20 protein-coding genes and 1 pseudogene are annotated in these 16,439 nt (G+C 61.4%); 12 read left to right on the top strand and 9 right to left on the bottom strand.

Going from position 1 to position 16,439, the window contains the following annotated elements; genetic code table 11:
- Positions 1-18: 18 nt before the first annotated feature.
- Positions 19-1,464 (top strand): MFS transporter, encoded by a 1,446-nt coding sequence (locus IV112_RS14755; protein ID WP_304004473.1) that lies wholly within the window; start codon positions 19-21, stop codon positions 1,462-1,464.
- A gap of 249 nt (positions 1,465-1,713) precedes the next feature.
- Here IV112_RS14755 and IV112_RS14750 read toward each other — a convergent pair whose 3' ends face one another.
- From IV112_RS14750 to IV112_RS14740, 3 genes are all read right to left on the bottom strand, one after another.
- A complete protein-coding gene (locus IV112_RS14750) occupies positions 1,714-2,367 on the bottom strand; it encodes a laminin B domain-containing protein (protein WP_304004471.1) in 654 nt (217 codons plus the stop codon).
- 114 nt (positions 2,368-2,481) lie between these two features.
- Entirely contained in the window at positions 2,482-2,778 is a 297-nt protein-coding gene (locus IV112_RS14745) for a type II toxin-antitoxin system RelE/ParE family toxin (protein WP_304004469.1), read from the bottom strand.
- Positions 2,779-2,793: 15 nt separating this feature from the next.
- Positions 2,794-3,075, bottom strand: coding sequence for a CopG family ribbon-helix-helix protein (locus IV112_RS14740; RefSeq protein WP_304004467.1), 282 nt, complete (start codon positions 3,073-3,075; stop codon positions 2,794-2,796).
- Between the two features lie 373 nt (positions 3,076-3,448).
- Here IV112_RS14740 and IV112_RS14735 point away from each other — a divergent pair, with 373 nt between their 5' ends.
- From IV112_RS14735 to IV112_RS14725, 3 genes are read left to right on the top strand one after another with little or no spacing between them, the layout of a single operon-like run.
- Positions 3,449-3,808: a type II toxin-antitoxin system RelE/ParE family toxin gene (locus IV112_RS14735; RefSeq protein WP_304004465.1), complete on the top strand. Its 360-nt coding sequence runs from the start codon at positions 3,449-3,451 to the stop codon at positions 3,806-3,808.
- A gap of 28 nt (positions 3,809-3,836) precedes the next feature.
- A complete protein-coding gene (locus tag IV112_RS14730) occupies positions 3,837-4,295 on the top strand; it encodes a helix-turn-helix domain-containing protein (protein WP_304004464.1) in 459 nt (152 codons plus the stop codon).
- 9 nt (positions 4,296-4,304) lie between these two features.
- Positions 4,305-4,814: a hypothetical protein gene (locus tag IV112_RS14725; RefSeq protein ID WP_304004463.1), complete on the top strand. Its 510-nt coding sequence runs from the start codon at positions 4,305-4,307 to the stop codon at positions 4,812-4,814.
- A gap of 1,244 nt (positions 4,815-6,058) precedes the next feature.
- On the opposite strand, the gene merR is transcribed toward IV112_RS14725, so the two are convergent.
- Positions 6,059-6,493, bottom strand: coding sequence for an Hg(II)-responsive transcriptional regulator (gene merR, locus IV112_RS14720; RefSeq protein ID WP_005798840.1), 435 nt, complete (start codon positions 6,491-6,493; stop codon positions 6,059-6,061).
- A gap of 71 nt (positions 6,494-6,564) precedes the next feature.
- Between merR and merT the strand changes: the two genes are divergently transcribed.
- The 7 genes from merT (at position 6,565) to IV112_RS21575 (ending at position 10,335) form a co-directional block, all read left to right on the top strand.
- Positions 6,565-6,915: a mercuric ion transporter MerT gene (gene merT / locus IV112_RS14715; RefSeq protein ID WP_005798838.1), complete on the top strand. Its 351-nt coding sequence runs from the start codon at positions 6,565-6,567 to the stop codon at positions 6,913-6,915.
- Positions 6,916-6,928: 13 nt separating this feature from the next.
- Positions 6,929-7,204, top strand: coding sequence for a mercury resistance system periplasmic binding protein MerP (merP, locus tag IV112_RS14710; protein ID WP_018228484.1), 276 nt, complete (start codon positions 6,929-6,931; stop codon positions 7,202-7,204).
- A gap of 28 nt (positions 7,205-7,232) precedes the next feature.
- A complete protein-coding gene (gene merC, locus IV112_RS14705; RefSeq protein ID WP_018228483.1) occupies positions 7,233-7,658 on the top strand; it encodes an organomercurial transporter MerC in 426 nt (141 codons plus the stop codon).
- Positions 7,659-7,696: 38 nt separating this feature from the next.
- Entirely contained in the window at positions 7,697-9,382 is a 1,686-nt protein-coding gene (gene merA / locus IV112_RS14700; protein WP_018228482.1) for a mercury(II) reductase, read from the top strand.
- Positions 9,383-9,399: 17 nt separating this feature from the next.
- Positions 9,400-9,765 (top strand): mercury resistance co-regulator MerD, encoded by a 366-nt coding sequence (merD, locus tag IV112_RS14695; protein ID WP_018228481.1) that lies wholly within the window; start codon positions 9,400-9,402, stop codon positions 9,763-9,765.
- Positions 9,762-9,998, top strand: coding sequence for a broad-spectrum mercury transporter MerE (gene merE / locus IV112_RS14690; RefSeq protein WP_018228480.1), 237 nt, complete (start codon positions 9,762-9,764; stop codon positions 9,996-9,998). Before merD ends, merE begins: the two co-directional genes overlap by 4 nt.
- Positions 9,999-10,170: 172 nt before the next feature.
- On the top strand, positions 10,171-10,335 hold the full coding sequence (locus IV112_RS21575; RefSeq protein WP_438362243.1) for a DUF3330 domain-containing protein: 165 nt from the start codon (positions 10,171-10,173) through the stop codon (positions 10,333-10,335).
- A gap of 38 nt (positions 10,336-10,373) precedes the next feature.
- Here IV112_RS21575 and IV112_RS14680 read toward each other — a convergent pair whose 3' ends face one another.
- Genes IV112_RS14680 through IV112_RS14665 form a run of 4 tightly spaced genes read right to left on the bottom strand, consistent with a single transcriptional unit; the run spans position 10,374 to position 14,856 of the window.
- Positions 10,374-10,988, bottom strand: coding sequence for a recombinase family protein (locus IV112_RS14680; RefSeq protein ID WP_018228479.1), 615 nt, complete (start codon positions 10,986-10,988; stop codon positions 10,374-10,376).
- Between the two features lie 60 nt (positions 10,989-11,048).
- Entirely contained in the window at positions 11,049-12,266 is a 1,218-nt protein-coding gene (locus IV112_RS14675; RefSeq protein WP_026187900.1) for a TniQ family protein, read from the bottom strand.
- A complete protein-coding gene (locus tag IV112_RS14670; RefSeq protein WP_018228477.1) occupies positions 12,263-13,171 on the bottom strand; it encodes a TniB family NTP-binding protein in 909 nt (302 codons plus the stop codon). Before IV112_RS14670 ends, IV112_RS14675 begins: the two co-directional genes overlap by 4 nt.
- Before the next feature lie 2 nt (positions 13,172-13,173).
- Positions 13,174-14,856, bottom strand: coding sequence for a Mu transposase C-terminal domain-containing protein (locus tag IV112_RS14665; protein ID WP_011494284.1), 1,683 nt, complete (start codon positions 14,854-14,856; stop codon positions 13,174-13,176).
- A 183-nt stretch (positions 14,857-15,039) separates the two neighbouring features.
- Here IV112_RS14665 and IV112_RS14660 point away from each other — a divergent pair.
- A pseudogene (locus tag IV112_RS14660) lies at positions 15,040-15,123 on the top strand (type II toxin-antitoxin system YhaV family toxin); the annotation flags it as partial.
- A 417-nt stretch (positions 15,124-15,540) separates the two neighbouring features.
- Here the strand turns inward: IV112_RS14660 and IV112_RS14655 are convergent.
- Positions 15,541-16,353, bottom strand: a complete 813-nt coding sequence (locus IV112_RS14655) for a CAAX protease (protein ID WP_296809816.1) — start codon at positions 16,351-16,353, stop codon at positions 15,541-15,543.
- Between the last annotated feature and the right edge of the window lie 86 nt (positions 16,354-16,439).

The raw sequence follows: 16,439 nt of genomic DNA, 5'->3' as shown, positions 1-16,439 counted from the left end.
CATGACTGAGAGCGCCCCATGACGGTCCCGAAAAGCCCGACGATCACACCGTCGCCTGCCGTCGCGGCAGCGGCACTCCCCGGCTCGCCCCCCAACACCGCCTCTCCATGGCCGGTGTTCTGGGTGGCCAGTCTGGCGGTGTTTCTTGTCTCCATGGACGGCACCATGCTGTTCGCGGCCTTCAGCGCCTTGCGGGCCGGCTTTCCCGACGCCACTGCGGCAGACCTTTCGTGGGTGCTCAATGCCTACACGGTGGTCTATGCCGCAATGCTGATCCCGTCCGGCGGATTGGCAGACCGACACGGGCGCAAGCGGGTGTTTCTCGTCGGTGTTGCGCTGTTTCTGGCGGCATCCGCCGCCTGTGGCCTGGCGGTCAGCGTGGAGTGGCTGGTCGCGGCAAGAGTGCTGCAGGCTCTCGGTGCTGCGATGCTGACGCCGGCCTCGCTCTCGCTCGTACTGGCAGCGTTCCCGACAGACAAGCGCGCTGTGGCCGTCAGTCTGTGGGGCGCGGTCGGCGGACTGGCCGCGGCGGTGGGCCCCAGCCTGGGGGCGTTCGTGGTGGCTTCGTTCGGCTGGCAATGGGCTTTCTACCTGAACGTGCCTTTGGGCATCCTGGCCATCTGGCGTGGTGCAACGCTGCTGACCGAAGCAAAGCAGCCGACACGGGGACGTCCGCTCGATCTGGTGGGAATGAGCGTGCTCGTCGTCGGCATCGGCGCGCTGGCGCTGTCCATCGTGCAGGCCGACTCGCCTGCCTGGTCACGTCGTGAACTGCTGGCAACGGCCGGCGCCGGCGTGGCGAGCATCCTCGGATTCGTCGCCTGGGCGCGGTTTGCGGAGGCGCCGCTGGTGGACCTCAAGCTGTTTCGCAACCCCACGTACCGCTACGTCAATCTCGCAACGCTGAGCTTCGGCACCGCGTTCTCGATGATGTTCTTCGCATTCTTCTTCTACATGAATTCGATCTGGCGCTATCCGCTCCCACTGGCCGGCTTGGCGATGGCACCCGGGCCGCTGCTGGTGGTTCCGGTGGCCGCGCTGTCGGGTCGCCTGGCCGGTCGGCACGGTCACCGCCCCGTGCTTATCGCGGGTTGTCTGATCTACGCGGCCAGCGCGCTGTGGTTCCTGATGGTGCCCGGTATCGAGCCCGCATATCTGACGCATTGGCTGCCGGGCATGTTGTTGAGCGGTACTGGCGTGGGCATGGTCCTGCCTTCACTGTCAGGCGCCGCGGTCAGCCGTCTGCCGCCCGCCCACTACGCCGTCGGCAGCGCGGTCAACCAGGCGATACGGCAGATCGGCTCGGTCATGGGCGTCGCCCTCACCGTGCTGCTGCTGGGCGGTGCAACGCTGCATCGTGGCGATTTCGATGCTATCTATCTATGCCACATGAGCCTTGCACTGCTGACCGCGGCGCTGTGCCTGCCCGTCAACACCGCGCCCACAGCCATCGCAGAAAAATGAGCAGGTCCTGCGCCAGGCGCTTCGTGCAATGGCATTCATCGACTGCGGGGTAACCGCGCAAGGCGTGCGGTCACGGTTACGCGCGGCGGGCGACGGAACCTGACCACGCCGCCGCGTCCGCGTCTTTTACGCAGCTGGCGTGTCCCGTCCGTCGCGAGGCGGCGATCCAGGCCGACGAACGGGCACTGCGAGCACGCAGCTCATAACCGGCCGCCCACGTCGCATGAAGGCTCGAAACGCGTGCTCGCCTCAATCCACCGCGCGCCGCTTCCGGCGTGCAGCGAACGCGACGCAGCCGATGCCGGATAGCAGCATCAAGACGGTGGTCGGCTCCGGCACGAGGGCGACGTTGTCCAGATGACCGACGTCGGCACCGGTCTGATATTCCGCCCGAATTCTCAGCGAACTCAGGTTCGACAGTACGGCGAGAAACTGCTCGTCCGTCGGCGCGCTGCCCGACAGGGTGTTCAGTCGCCAGCCGGCCGCCGACAGCGGAACCGAATACGACGTCCAGCCGTTGTTGACCGGATTGTTCGCTGTGTCATAGACGACGGTGAGGCCGCCGCCCGACAGGATCACGTCCTCGTCGTCGAACTGGTTCGGCCCGCCCGGATAGCGCTGCATCAGGTCGAAGGTGAGTTGCGAACCGAAAGCGCCGGCGAAGTTGCCGAGGAACTGCGAGGGAGCGACGAAGTAGGTGACGCCGCCGGTGGTCAGGTCGTCGATGAACACATTGCCGCCCGGATTGCCGCCGATGGCACTCCAGGTCAGCGGCCCCTCGATGTCACCCTGGGCGCTCCAGCCTTCGGCATCCGTGTCAAAGGTGCTGGTGACGGCCAGCGCGGGGAGCGAAGCGGAGAAAAGGAATGCAAGCGCGGAAATACGAAGTGTGGTGCCTTTCATTGTCGTAAGCCTCCAATGGTCAAGCAGATCCGGGAACGTATTCAACCCGCCGACATGGTGACCCTGAGGCGGTCGGGACTGCAAGCGTCACCTTCGGAGGCCAACGCGCGGGGTTCAAGCGCCGTATCCCCCCCGCTGATGCCGTACGGCAAGCACGATGACGACATCGCGACCGGCGTCGTAGTCATACAGGCCCACGTAACCGGTTCGGCCGCGTGAAATGACCAACTCCCGGAGGTCGTGCTCGACCTTGCGTCCGATCAAAGGATGCTCGCGCAGCACCGCGAAGCCGGATTGCAGGATGGGCAGCGTCTCGGCAGCAGTTGCAGGCGCATCGGCCTGCAGCAGGAAATCGGTCAGACGTTCCAGATCTGCCAGCGCGCGCGGCGCCAGCACTACACGGGTAATCACAATGAGGCCCGCTGCTTAGATCGACGACGGATCGGGCTTGCGGGCGCCTCTTCCTTCGGCGCGCGCCTTCAGGTAATCGAACACCTCGTCGGCATCCACCACCAGTCCGTAACGCGCAACCTCTTCACGCGCCAGCAGCGCATCGGCCACGAAGGCTGTGCGACGTTCGGCCAGTTCGGTCTGCAGTTCGAGCGCCTCAACCATGAAAGCATGCGCACTCTTGCCGGACTGTTGCGCCACCGCAGCGATGCGCGCCTTCAGTTCGTCCGGAAGTTTCAGCGTGGTCGTAGCGGTCATCGCGACCTCCTGAATATGGGTAGCACCATGGTAGCACCTGCCAGACATCACAGACGTCCCCAGCGCAACCTGCAGCACTCGAGCGAGGCGCTGGCTCATACGTGAGCATCAGAACGCAACTCATCCTTCGAGTCCTAGGGGCGCGAGAAACGTGGTCTGTCCCCTATTACCATCGTGCGGGATTGTTGCTGCGTCCCTTATCGTTGTTAAATCGCCGTGAAGAGCATGCAACTGCCGGGGGGCTTCCATAAGAACCTGGCCGACCGCATCATCGTCGCCACCGCGCGCAAGTTCGCCGCTCTGCTGGTTGTTACGTGAAATTCGCCTCGTTGAAATGTAACAACCACGCCACAACTTAACTTATAGGTTAATCTTGAAGCTAAGAACGATCAGCCAAAAGTGCTTCCGGGTTGCCGCGGTCGAGGATCACAGAGGCAAGTGCGCGACTACAGATTTTCTGAAGGTCGACAACCCCGCAGTGAGGGGGCTGAGAGTTCTGCTCGAGCGAGTCGCCACCGAAGGCCTCGCTCGATTTTCGTCAACGCTTGCCCATCACGTAGGGCAGGAAATCTACGAGTTCAAGAAGGGTGACTACAGGCTGTTGTGGTTCAAAGGACACGGCGAGACGGTCGTGATATGCAGCCACGGTTTTGTGAAAAAGTCTCAGAAGACGCCAACGAGCGAGGTCGACGCTGCAGCAGCTTGGCGCAAAGCCTACTTTGATTCGAAGTGAAGCCAAGACCTGACGATAGAGGACTAATGTGAAATCCAACCAATCTGTGGAGTGGAATGCCGAGCTGGCTCCGATCGTCGCTGCCGAGCGCGAGTCATTTGAGTGGGAACTCGATTCGCTCAAGCTCGACATTGCCCTTGCTTTTGAAGAGGAACGGCAGTTCCGCGATATCAGCTACAAAGAACTAGCGGAGCGCATTGAGACCAGCCCTGCCTATGTGACAAAAGTATTCAGAGGGGAGTCGAACCTGACCATTGAGTCCATGCTCAAGTTCGCGCGGGCCTTGAAGGCAAGGCTCAACTTTTCCTTAGATCGGGAAGACGTTGGCGTTCAGAACCACGTCTGTGGCCTTTATCCACGCGTGGCGGCGAACGGTTTACCCGTGATGATTCACAGAGCACCGGCCATCAGCGGTGTTTCGGAACCCGTCGTCGATAGCGCCTGGTGGACGGAGAGCGTGCTCAACAAGAAGGCAGTCAATTGCTGAGGTTGCATCGTGAGCGCTGAGAGCATCCTGCTGGTTAACTACTTCTTCCCGAAGTTGCACATCGATGCGAACCCGCGGTTCGATTCCGGTGCTCATGCGGAACTGCTGAAAAAGCAGGAGATGCGTCAGGCAACTTTGGAAGAGGAAGACATTCCACTCCCAGAATCGAAGATTGATGTCCGCCAGATCAATGCGGGCGAGAATCACCCAGCTTTCATCGCTCTCCAGAAGATCACGCTCGAAAGCGGTTTACACCCATGCGTACCGTATTCGATCGACATCGAGTGTGTCGGCCATTTTGAGTGGCCAGGCCCGAAGCTGTCAGACGAAGAAATGACCGCCGGCGTCACACGTGTTGCACACAGCGTACTGTACGGTGCCTGCCGCGAAGTGGTGATGAACCTTACAAGCAGAGGTCCGCACGGCGGCTTTCTGCTGAGCATCGCCATACTGAGGCCACACACGCCGACCGATCAGCCCGCAGCAGCGGTAGCTGCCGCGAGGTCGCGATCTTCATGAGCAAGCGAGCGTCTATCTCCATACTGGTTAGCGTCCGAGCCCCCCGAACTTGCATTTGCCCTATCAGCGTTGCGCGTTGATCTCGTCGGAATCTGGGCCGGTTGAGTGCAGGTCGCTTGCCGAGGATCTCTGCTCGTTAACCTGAAGGCATATTGGGGAGAGGCCACGTTCTCACCCCCCGCTTGATCACTCTCTCAGCGACGCGATAAAAAAACCGTCATCCGCCGGCTTTTTTATCGTAGATTCTCACTAGAGACGAGAACGTCCTTCGAGCGATCTCAATGACCTACCCGCACCGGTCTCACTTCAGAAAGTCACGACATCTCATTAGAGACAAGAGCAGCATCCTTTCGTCTCAGTAGAGACGAGATTGGCCGGCGAGTGGCTAATCAGGGGGATCTTGGCACGTCACGCAGAAAGGAATCGAACCCGCGACCGCCGCGCCTTTGACGGTCATTTGGCCGGTTCTTCGCGATTAACAGGCGATTGGTAAGTATGCGAAAAATATGGACAAATTTACTCAATTGGCGATTTTGGCCGCTTCTTTGGCCGGTCGTGTGGCTGATGCTCGACAACTGGTTGAAGGATATCCCCGACGAACGTAGATTCCTGCTAGAGACACGAACAGCGCCCTTTCGTGTTGGTAGAGTCAAGATTGGCTGGCAATTGTCTTGAGGACGAAGAGAGCCGCACAATGAAAAGCTCCCCCCGTAATGGGAGGAGCTTGAGTGGATTTGGAGCTTAAACTCCGTGGGTTGCGAGGGTTCTCAGCGCCTTGTCGGGATCGTCATCGGACATTACGACCAATTCGTTTCGGATCAACAGGGAGTCATCACCCTGCTTGGCCCAAACGTAGATTCTCACTAGAGACGAGAATGTCCTTCGAGCGATCTCAATGACCTACCCACACCGGTCTCACTTCAGAAAGTCACGACATCTCATTAGAGACAAGAGCAGCACCGTTTCGTCTCAGTAGAGACGAGATTGGCCGGCGAGTGGCTAAACAGGGGGATCCTGGCACGTCACGCCGGAAGGAATCGAACCCGCGTCCGCCGACCCGACCAAAAGCACACCCATTTTGCACCCCTTCGAGCTGGGCAAGTACGACAAGATCCACTACGCCATTTGTCATTTTCAGAAGGCGATAGCACGAATTATCAAAAGTCGGCCGCACGGTTTTTTCTGACGGTTGACGTCACCTCAGAAAACGGAAAATAAAGCACGCTTAGGCGTAGTTCCCTTGGCTACACCGCGTCGGTACTGCGCGGTTCTTTCTTCCCTTGCAGTGAAGCAATCAGCGGGCAAGAAACATTCCCCTGCCGCAGGTGGCAGGCACACACAAGTTCGGAAAGCACCGACTCCATACGCGCCAAGTCAGTCATTTTTTCGCGCACGTCCTTGAGCTTGTGCTCGGCCAGACTACTGGCTTCCTCGCAATGGGTGCCATCCTCCAGCCGCAGCAGTTCGGCTATTTCATCCAGACTGAAGCCCAGCCGCTGGGCTGATTTCACGAACCGCACCCGCGTTACATCCGCCTCGCCATAGCGGCGGATGCTGCCGTAAGGCTTGTCCGGCTCCGGCAACAAGCCCTTGCGCTGATAGAACCGGATGGTCTCTACGTTGACCCCGGCCGCCTTGGCGAAAACGCCGATGGTCAGATTTTCCAAATTGTTTTCCATATTGCTTGACTCCGTACATGACTACGGAAGTAAGGTTACGCTATCCAATTTAAATTCGAAAGGACACGCGCATGTCTGAACCACAAAACGGGCGCGGGGCGCTCTTCGCCGGCGGGCTGGCTGCCATCCTCGCCTCGGCCTGCTGCCTGGGGCCGCTGGTTCTGGTCACCTTGGGGTTCAGCGGCGCTTGGATCGGCAACCTGACGGTATTGGAGCCGTATCGGCCGATCTTCATCGGCGCGGCGCTGGTTGCACTGTTCTTTGCCTGGCGGCGCATCGTCCGACCGACCGCAGCCTGCAAGCCGGGCGAGGTGTGCGCGATTCCGCAAGTGCGCACCACCTACAAGCTCATTTTCTGGTTCGTCGCCGTGTTGGTCTTGGTCGCGCTTGGTTTTCCCTACGTCATGCCATTTTTCTACTAATCAGGAGTTCATCATGAAAAAGCTGTTTGCCTCCCTCGCTCTCGCCGCTTTCGTTGCCCCCGTGTTCGCCGCCACTCAGACCGTCACGCTGTCCGTGCCTGGCATGACCTGCGCCTCTTGCCCGATCACTGTCAAGCACGCGCTTTCCAAGGTCGAGGGTGTGAGCAAGACCGACGTAAGTTTCGACAAGCGCCAGGCCGTCGTCACCTTCGACGATGCCAAGACCAACGTCCAGAAGTTGACCAAGGCGACCGAGGACGCGGGCTATCCGTCCAGCGCCAAACGCTGATCCGTTGAACCGAATTCGGGAGCGACACATGGGACTCATCACGCGCATCGCTGACAAAACCGGCGCGCTCGGCAGCGTCGTTTCCGCGATGGGTTGCGCGGCCTGTTTTCCTGCCATCGCCAGCTTGGGCGCGGCCATCGGACTGGGCTTCTTGAGCCAGTACGAAGGGCTATTCATTGGCATCCTGCTGCCGATGTTCGCCGGCATCGCGCTACTCGCCAATGCTATCGCTTGGCTTAATCATCGACAGTGGCGACGCACGGCGCTCGGCACGATAGGCCCGATCTTGGCGCTGGCAGCGGTGTTTTTAATGCGGGCTTATGGCTGGCAGAGCGGTGGGCTGCTCTATGTCGGCCTGGCCTTGATGGTTGGGGTGTCGGTCTGGGATTTCATCTCGCCAGCACATCGCCGCTGCGGGCCGGACAGCTGTGAATTGCCAGAACAACGTGGCTGACGGCAACAGCCGTAGCCACCACAGAAAAGGAAAAATACATGACCACCCTGAAGATCACCGGGATGACCTGCGATTCGTGCGCTGTGCACGTCAAGGATGCCTTGGAAAAAGTACCCGGCGTGCAGTCGGCGATGGTGTCCTATCCGAAGGGCACAGCGCAACTCGCCATCGAGGCGGGCACGTCACCGGATGCGCTGGCTGCGGCCGTGGCCGGACTGGGCTACAAGGCAACGCTTGCCGATGCTCCGCCGACGGACAACCGCGCCGGATTGCTCGACAAGGTGCGCGGATGGATGGGTGCCGCCGATAAGCACAGTGGCAGCGAACGCCCGTTGCAGGTCGCCGTGATCGGCAGCGGTGGAGCCGCGATGGCGGCAGCACTGAAGGCTGTCGAGCAAGGCGCGCACGTCACACTGATCGAGCGCGGCACCATCGGCGGCACCTGCGTCAACGTCGGTTGCGTGCCGTCCAAGATCATGATTCGCGCCGCTCACATCGCCCATTTACGCCGGGAAAGCCCGTTTGATGGCGGCATTGCGGCGACCATGCCTGCGATTGATCGCAGCAAACTACTAGCCCAGCAGCAGGCCCGCGTCGATGAACTCCGCCATGCCAAGTACGAAGGCATCCTGGATGGCAATCCGGCCATCACCGTTCTGCGTGGTGAAGCGCGTTTCAAGGACAACCAGAGTCTTGCCGTCCGTTTGAACGATGGCGGCGAGCGCGTGGTGGCTTTCGACCGTTGCCTGGTCGCCACGGGTGCCAGCCCAGCCGTGCCGCCGATTCCGGGCTTGAAAGAGTCACCCTACTGGACTTCGACCGAGGCCCTGGTCAGCGACACCATTCCCGAACGCCTGGCCGTGATCGGCTCGTCGGTGGTGGCGCTGGAACTGGCGCAAGCGTTTGCCCGGCTCGGCAGCCAGGTCACGATCCTGGCGCGCAGCACCTTGTTCTTCCGCGAAGACACGGCCATCGGCGAGGCCGTGACGGCCGCCTTCCGTGCCGAAGGGATCAAGGTACTGGAACACACGCAAGCCAGCCAGGTCGCGCATGTGGACGGCGAATTCGTGCTGACCACGGCGCACGGGGAATTGCGCGCCGACAAGCTGCTGATCGCTACCGGGCGGACGCCGAACACGCGCAGCCTGGCACTGGACGCGGCGGGGGTCGCCGTCAATGCGCAAGGGGCCATCGTCATCGACAAGGGCATGCGCACCAGCACGCCGCACATTTATGCCGCCGGCGACTGCACCGACCAGCCGCAATTCGTCTATGTGGCGGCAGCGGCGGGCACCCGTGCCGCGATCAACATGACAGGCGGCGACGCGGCCCTCGACCTGACCGCGATGCCGGCCGTGGTGTTCACCGATCCGCAAGTGGCAACCGTGGGCTACAGCGAAGCGGAAGCGCATCACGACGGAATCGAGACCGACAGTCGCACCTTGACCTTGGATAACGTGCCGCGTGCGCTCGCCAACTTCGACACGCGCGGCTTTATCAAGCTCGTCATCGAGGAAGGTAGCGGACGGCTCATCGGCGTGCAGGTCGTCGCCCCGGAAGCGGGCGAATTGATCCAGACGGCTGTTCTCGCCATTCGCAACCGCATGACGGTGCAGGAACTGGCCGACCAGTTGTTCCCCTACCTGACGATGGTCGAGGGGTTGAAGCTCGCGGCGCAGACCTTCAGCAAGGACGTGAAGCAGCTTTCGTGCTGTGCCGGATGAGGAAAAGGAGGTGTTCGATGAACGCCTACACGGTGTCCCGGTTGGCCTTTGATGCCGGGGTGAGTGTGCATATCGTGCGCGATTACCTGCTGCGTGGATTGCTGCGGCCAGTCGCCTGCACCACGGGTGGCTACGGCCTGTTCGATGACGCCGCCTTGCAGCGACTGTGCTTCGTGCGAGCCGCCTTCGAGGCGGGCATCGGCCTGGACGTACTTGCGCGGCTATATCGGGCGCTGGATGCTGCGGACGGCGATGAAGTGGCCGCGCAGCTTGCCGTTTTGCGCCAGTTCGTCGAGCGTCGGCGCGAAGCGTTGGCCGATCTGGAAGTGCAGTTGGCCACCATGCCGACCGAGCCGGCACAGCACGCGGAGAGTCTGCCGTGAACAGCCCCGAGAACTTGCCGTCCGAGACGCGCAAACCGATCACCGGCTACCTGTGGAGCACGCTGGCCGTGCTGACTTGCCCCTGCCACCTGCCCATCCTTGCTGCCGTGCTGGCCGGCACAACCGCCGGTGCATTCCTTGTCGAGTATTGGGTCATCACGGCGCTCGGTTTGACCGGCCTGTTCCTTCTGTCACTGGCGCGGGCGTTGCGGGCATTGAGGGAAAGATCATGAGCGCTTCCCGGCCGGATGGATGGACTACGGCGGAACTGGCCCAAGCGTTCGAGCGCGGGCAAGGCTTTCTGTTCGCAAAGCCGATGCCGGCGGCGGCATTCGCCGTCTTCGTCAGTCAATGGAGGGGTGCCACCATGAATGCAAATGATCCGACCGCCACCAGTTGCTGCGTGTGCTGAAGGAAATCCCGCTCGATGCCGCCTTCACACCGGAAGGCGCGGAGTACGTCGAGCACTTCTGCGGGCTGGAGTGTTATCAACGTTTCCAGGCGCGGGCCAGCACTGCGACCGAAACGAACGGCGAACCGAACGCTTGCGGTTCGCCGCCGTCAAATTGAGACAAACCACGCTTTCGCTACGTCGCCTCATGTCGGCATCAAATTCGGCTGAGTAGCTTCTCGCCATCTGGACGTAGCTCGCCCTTGGGTGAAATATGCCGATACAGGGTCTGTCGCGTGACGCCAAGTTCCTGGCACAGGTCGCCGACCTTGGTCTCTGGCTGCCCCATTGCCGCCATCGCCAGCCGCAGCTTGGCGGCGGTCATCTTGAACGGCCGGCCGCCTTTCCGGCCGCGTGCCCGTGCTGAGGCCAGGCCCGCCACAGTGCGCTCGGCGATCAACTCACGCTCGAACTCGGCCAGCGCGGCGAAGATACCGAAGACCAGCTTGCCGGCGGCGGTCGTGGTGTCGATGGCCGCGCCGTGCCCGGTCAGCACCTTGAGGCCGATGCCGCGTCCGGTCAGGTCATGGACGGTATTGATCAGATGGCGCAGGTCGCGCCCGAGCCGATCCAGTTTCCAAACGACCAACGTGTCGCCTAGCCGTAGTGCCTTCAGACAGCTCGCCAGACCGGGACGATCCTCGCGTTTTCCGGACGCTTGGTCTTCATAGAGATGCGCCGGATCAACACCGGCCGCGACCAGCGCATCGCGCTGCAAGTCCGTCGCTTGGGAGCCATCCGCCTTCGATACTCGCATGTAGCCAATCAGCATCTTGTACCTGTCACATATACGTTCGATTATGTGACAGTGTGCACCGGAAAGTTCGGGCCGTCAAAATTTGTCACTTAACCCGTCATTCTGTCTAAGACATGCAAAGGGTCCATCAGGCTCATAATGTGACAGAAATTCAGGGAGGATGCCTTCCTTCGCGAAGGTGGTGCGCAACCGTTCCAGGGAAGCGGGGTCGCGCCGACCAAAGGAAGCCAACGCGAACAGCGAGCGGGCCGTCTCGGGGTCGTGCCGCGCTTCAATGATCGCCTCATCAATGGCCTGGACCGCCCGTTGCCAGTGATCGACAGGTTCGGGCTTCGGCGCTCTCGCTGGCAGTCCACTGGTGAACCCGGTTTGGGGCTCGGACCAGAATAGCTTTGCCTGCTCGCCCGGCGGGCTTATATCCCTCACTTCAATCAAGTGGATCGCCGTTGCCGCCGCCTCCAGCGTCTGCAACCGTACTGCCGGGTTCAGGGTTTCATACGGTCGCCACAGACTTTGCCCTGCACGCAGCGGATGCCCGCAGCCTTCCCAGACTTGGCGGAGATACCCCGCGTAGGTGCCGCACGCCGAAAGCGGGGTGTTCAGCTCGTCGAGCAGCGTGCGTAGCAGCCGAAACCACAATCCGGCGTGGATGCGTCGGCGCGGCAGTTCCACATGGCCGGTCGTCAGTGCCTGCCAGGTACGCTGGTCCATCGCCGCAATCGCGTCGCTGGCAGTGCGCGGTTCGGCGTCGGCGTTCTCCCAGCCGAGAAACCGCCCTGGCACGCCCCAATAGGATTCCAGCCAGCAGCCATGCAGTGGGCAGCTCAGCATCAGGGGCAGCTTCCACGCGAGCAGTACGGCTTGGTTCTCCGGATCGTTCAGGCAGAGCTGACAGGCGCGGTGTATCGGTTGGGTGGGCAGCCAGGCACGCCAGCTCGTGATGGATCGCGTCTGACGGCGGAGTCTCGGCAGCAGTACCGAGAGCTGGAACGCATAGGTTTCCAATGCGGCTGGAATCTGATCATCAAGGCTGTCCAGTAGCCAAGGCACCCAGCCGGCGAAACTCATGCAGCGCAGCCGATCCAGCTCGATACCGCTCCGCTGGGAGAGCATCGCCAGCAGCGCCAGTGGTGGCGCGGTGTCCAGGTCATCAACCTGGCCGTGACCAAGATCGTGCTCCAGCAGCTCGGACACTTCCATGTGATAGCAAAGGGCCACGCGGTTGAGCCACGAAGACAGGGCTTCGCCTTCCCTGGGAGCCGGATGCAGTGGCCAGCGTGGCGCTGGCTTCACATCAGTTCCCGCTCGAATTGCCGCCGCCGCTCGCTGGGGCCGGTGTAATCGGCCATGCTGAGCGTGCGGTTGTTGATCGCTTCCTCACCGCTCTCCACGGCAGCGACGGCCGCCGCCATCAACAGGTGCGCCAGCTCGCCGATGGTGCCCTCGCTGCGCGTGAGCAGGTAGCGGGCCATATCCAGCGTGGCAATAGACGAGGGGCGCCGCAGCGGGAGCGAAGCCGCGAAGCTGGCCAGCAGTGAGCAGCAATCGTCGTTGGCTTCCCACACCGGCAGCATCATGGGCTCGAAGCGGTTTTCCAACTGGTCATCCGAGCGGATGGCCAGGTAGGCATCGCGCGTGCCCACACCGACCAGCGGGATGCGCAATTCGTTGCCGAGGAAGCGCAGCAGGTTGAGGAATTCCCGGCGGTTGACGCTGTTGCCGGCCAGGACGTTGTGCAGCTCGTCGATCACCAGCAAACGCACACCGAGCTTGCGCAGCAGTGTCAGCGCCAGTTGCTCTATTTCCGGCAGCCGTGGGCGCGGTCGCAATGGTGCTCCCATCGCCGCGAGCAGCGCGACGTAGAAGCGGATCACCGACGGCTCGGACGGCATCTGCACGACCAATACCGGGGTGTGCTCCTGGTCGGCGTCGGAGCTGGCCGGGTGGGCGCGGCGGAACTTCTCGACGATCATCGACTTGCCGTTGTTGGTTGGACCGACCAACAGCAGGTTGGGCATGCGTTGTTTGTTTGGCCACGTATACAGGGCTTCCAGCCGGTTCAACGCCTCGACTGCTCGCGGATAGCCGATCCAGCGGTCGGCGCGAAGGCGATGGATGCGCTCATCCGCCGGGAGACGGGCCAAGCCCTGGGCCGCCGGCAGCAGGTGGGACAGGTCGATGATGGGATATTCGTCCACGGCTACCACTCCTCAATCTGGTCGAACGGTTTGGCAGGTGGCTGGTTGTCCGCCTGCGGGTCTGCCATATCCGTGTCCGCTGGTGGCGTGGTTTTGACAGGTTGTTCCGTTGACTTGAGATGCTGGCGTCGATCCGCGTCGCGCCGCGCCTTGCGCGTGGCTTTCTGCGCAGTGGTCACGATTTCGCGCATCTGCCCGATCATGCGGAACAGCGCCGACTCATCCACCTGTTCGCGCCCTTGCTGCCGCAATTTCGCCAGCGCCTGCCGTTGTTCCCAGAGGGTGACAGCCGGGTGCGACAAGGTACGGTATGGAATTTCCAGATAGTGCTGCCCCTCCGGCTCCAGCACCCAAATGCGGCTGATGTCGCGTGGGTCGCGCCGGATCAGGAACGCAGGCAGGCGGTCGCGCCGAGCTATCCACGGCTTGAGCGCATCGGCGTAGTAGTGGATGTGGTCGATGACGAAGCCAGTGCGGGTCAGGGTGCGGCGGAGGACGGGCAGGAAATCGACCAGAAAAGCCGTGGTGCGAGTGATGACGGTTGGAACGCCGGTACGCGCGACAGCTTCGGCCCAGCGTGCGGCCGGCGGTTGGAGCAGGCCGTTGTGCACGGAGCCGTGATAGGTGCCAACCGCCAATGCGAGCCAGCGTTCCAGCTCGCGCAGTGTCAGGGCGGCCATCTTCTCGGAGGCGTATTCCCCGCGCTGGTCAGGGTTGGAGAAGGTCGTCCCCGGCAATTCGTCGTGGATCATTTGCATCGCCGTGCCGATGATCCGTTCCACGATGCCGCCATAGTGCGGCTGCCCGAGAGGCCGATAGTCCAACCGGATGCCATGCTGCTCGCAGCCACGGCGTAGCGCCTCGCTCTTGAATTCGGCCGCGTTGTCCAGGTAGAGCAGCGCGGGCTTGCCGCTCATCGGCCAGTCCATTTCCACGTCCAACCTTTCCAACCAAGGGCGCTTGTCGCAACCGGCGTGTGCGAGGCACAGGCCGACCGAGACGGCAGATGGCGCTTCTAACGTGACCACCATGCCAACCACGCAGCGGGTGAACACGTCGATGGCGAGGGTCAGGTACGGACGGCCAATCGGTTGCCGGTCGCGCTCGTCCACCACGATCAGGTCGATGACTGTGTGGTCGATCTGTACCTGCTCCAGCGGTGCGGAGACTGGCGGAGGAACACCGCCAACACCTTGCAGGATGCGGGACGCATCCTGGCCTTCCCGAAGTCGAGTGGTCTTGAGTGGATCAAGGCTGGCGATCCGCAACGCGACCGTGTTGCGCGCCGGCATCCGCAGCTTTTGCAGCTTGCACACCCGCGCAACTTCACGGTGGAACGCCGCCAAGCTGCGCTTCTGCTTGGTCAGGAAGCGCTTTTGCAGTAGCTCGCGGATGATTCGTTCGACCGACTCCGGCAAGCGGCCTTTACCTTTGCCACCGCTCGACTGTCCAAGAGCCAAATCAGTGACCAGCCCCGAACCTTGCCGGGCACGGCGGATCAGGACGTAGACCTGCCGCCGGGACAGACCCAGCGCCTGGGCTGCTGCGTCGGCCGCTTCATGCCCGACCGTCTCCGACTGCGCCAACGGCCCAATGATCTCCGCGCGGCAGCGAGCACGCTCCCATGCCTGTTCTGACAGGGTGGCTACGCCGCGCTCGGCAATCGGTACGGTATCGGTCGCCATGCTCGCCTCGCTTTGGTGCACACGAGTATTGAGCATAGACGAGTTTCGTGCAGAGGAGTCCTGATATCGGGCTGTCAGGAGCCGTATGCACAGCAGGCTTCATGTCTCGTTGATTGGTGCAGTCGTCTTCTGAAAATGACACCATTCGCCCCAGCGGAGAGGTGGTGCTGACGCGCCTACGAAAGCAGCGACGTCACCTACCCGGTTTTTCGCAAGATGCTGGAAAGCGGACATCCGCCAGATGACTGGGATCGGCTCCGGGCATAAGCCCAGTGATGGGCGCAGCGTGCGACAACTCGTACCCATCTTGAACTCCCGGGCCTGAGCAACCAGATCATCCAAGGCCTGATGTCGCTCAGCGTGGCTGGCGTGTTGATAGCAGCCCCTGCTGCGCAAAAGCCCGTCCGTCGTCAGGTCGATCGCCGACGATTTCGAAGGTCATGGAATTTTGGATTTTTTGGATCTAGACCCAAATTTGGCAACTCATGCAAAGCTTGCCATGTTCTTTCTCAGGGCCTACGAACGGAGCCCGGAAAGCGAGAACTATTTCGAACTTGGCGCCCCCGAAAAACTCAGGTTACTAGCTCCTTGACCGGCATGACTACACGGCTAGTGAATCCCAAGATTGGCTGCGGAGAGGCAAGAAGACTCCCTTGTCGGATCCTTTGAACACAGCGCGTCGCACTAACCGGGCGTCAGCAGGAAGCGGCGCTGCCTTCCCAGGTAGATCCTCGCTGAAATCACGCTATCGTCGAACCCACATTGATCAACGAGCATCTGGAGTTTCCCGAGAGACCTCACCTTGTAGGTCTGCGTCAAATGCTGGAAGCGCCGGATTTCATTTGAGGTACATGCACGCCGTGCAGTAGCCAGAAGGCCGTTCCTCTCCAGGAGTCGGAGATTCTCGGGATGGATCAGGGCCATCAAGCTTTCGATCTTTCCGATCTTTTCTAACAGATGAGCCAGCGCGTCAGATTCTGTAAGCACGCCGAACCGTTTCCATGCGGGCTCGTGATGGAACAGTCGATTGCGAAAATCCCTTACCGTCGAAACAAGGTCATGAACGTGGGAAAGCATGACGGCTGCGTGGGAGCTGGGCCAAGAACCAGCGAAGACGGTGCCCAGTCGGCTCGGCCAGATCAAGCCATTGCCCATAAACTCGTGATCCAGCATGAATCCCCACGTCGAGAATTCCGTCTTGGCCATCACACCGTGGTGGTTTGGGGTGACATGACCAGTGACACCGTATCGGCTGCGTTGCTCGGCAACGAATTTCCGCGTGGCCTTCGCAAAATTATCCCGTACGGCTTGGACTGGATGCGGAGGGGGCGAGCCCCGGACGAAAGATCGGTACCGAAGTTTGGCACCCGACCACCAGAAGTTCCCCAGATGCGCACGCAGTGCCCGGTCGATGGCATTGCGCAGGGCGATCTCGGCAGCCCCAATGATGGGGTAGATCGCACCGCTCACATGGGCATTCCACAGGTAAACACCCACCAGTTCAATGTCGTTCGCGGGTTGGAATACGGGGTAAGCGGATTAAATGGTTGATCTTACCTTTGCATGAGAGTGAGACAGACCGG

It is taken from the genome of Methyloversatilis discipulorum (assembly GCF_018780585.1).
GTDB classification, from domain to species: Bacteria; Pseudomonadota; Gammaproteobacteria; order Burkholderiales; family Rhodocyclaceae; genus Methyloversatilis; species Methyloversatilis discipulorum_B.
The sequence above is the reverse complement of the archived record's forward strand: the minus strand, read 5'-3'. Positions and strand labels throughout refer to the sequence as shown.

What these genes read in the sequence shown, in the direction of transcription:
- IV112_RS14750 (WP_304004471.1), bottom strand. Translation starts at nt 2,367, where the DNA reads ATGAAAGGCACCACACTTCGTATTTCCGCGCTTGCATTCCTTTTCTCC.
- merT (WP_005798838.1), top strand. Translation starts at nt 6,565, where the DNA reads ATGTCTGAACCACAAAACGGGCGCGGGGCGCTCTTCGCCGGCGGGCTG.
- IV112_RS14665 (WP_011494284.1), bottom strand. Translation starts at nt 14,856, where the DNA reads ATGGCGACCGATACCGTACCGATTGCCGAGCGCGGCGTAGCCACCCTG.
- merP (WP_018228484.1), top strand. Translation starts at nt 6,929, where the DNA reads ATGAAAAAGCTGTTTGCCTCCCTCGCTCTCGCCGCTTTCGTTGCCCCC.
- IV112_RS14680 (WP_018228479.1), bottom strand. Translation starts at nt 10,988, where the DNA reads ATGCTGATTGGCTACATGCGAGTATCGAAGGCGGATGGCTCCCAAGCG.
- merR (WP_005798840.1), bottom strand. Translation starts at nt 6,493, where the DNA reads ATGGAAAACAATTTGGAAAATCTGACCATCGGCGTTTTCGCCAAGGCG.
- merD (WP_018228481.1), top strand. Translation starts at nt 9,400, where the DNA reads ATGAACGCCTACACGGTGTCCCGGTTGGCCTTTGATGCCGGGGTGAGT.
- merA (WP_018228482.1), top strand. Translation starts at nt 7,697, where the DNA reads ATGACCACCCTGAAGATCACCGGGATGACCTGCGATTCGTGCGCTGTG.
- IV112_RS14740 (WP_304004467.1), bottom strand. Translation starts at nt 3,075, where the DNA reads ATGACCGCTACGACCACGCTGAAACTTCCGGACGAACTGAAGGCGCGC.
- merC (WP_018228483.1), top strand. Translation starts at nt 7,233, where the DNA reads ATGGGACTCATCACGCGCATCGCTGACAAAACCGGCGCGCTCGGCAGC.
- IV112_RS14755 (WP_304004473.1), top strand. Translation starts at nt 19, where the DNA reads ATGACGGTCCCGAAAAGCCCGACGATCACACCGTCGCCTGCCGTCGCG.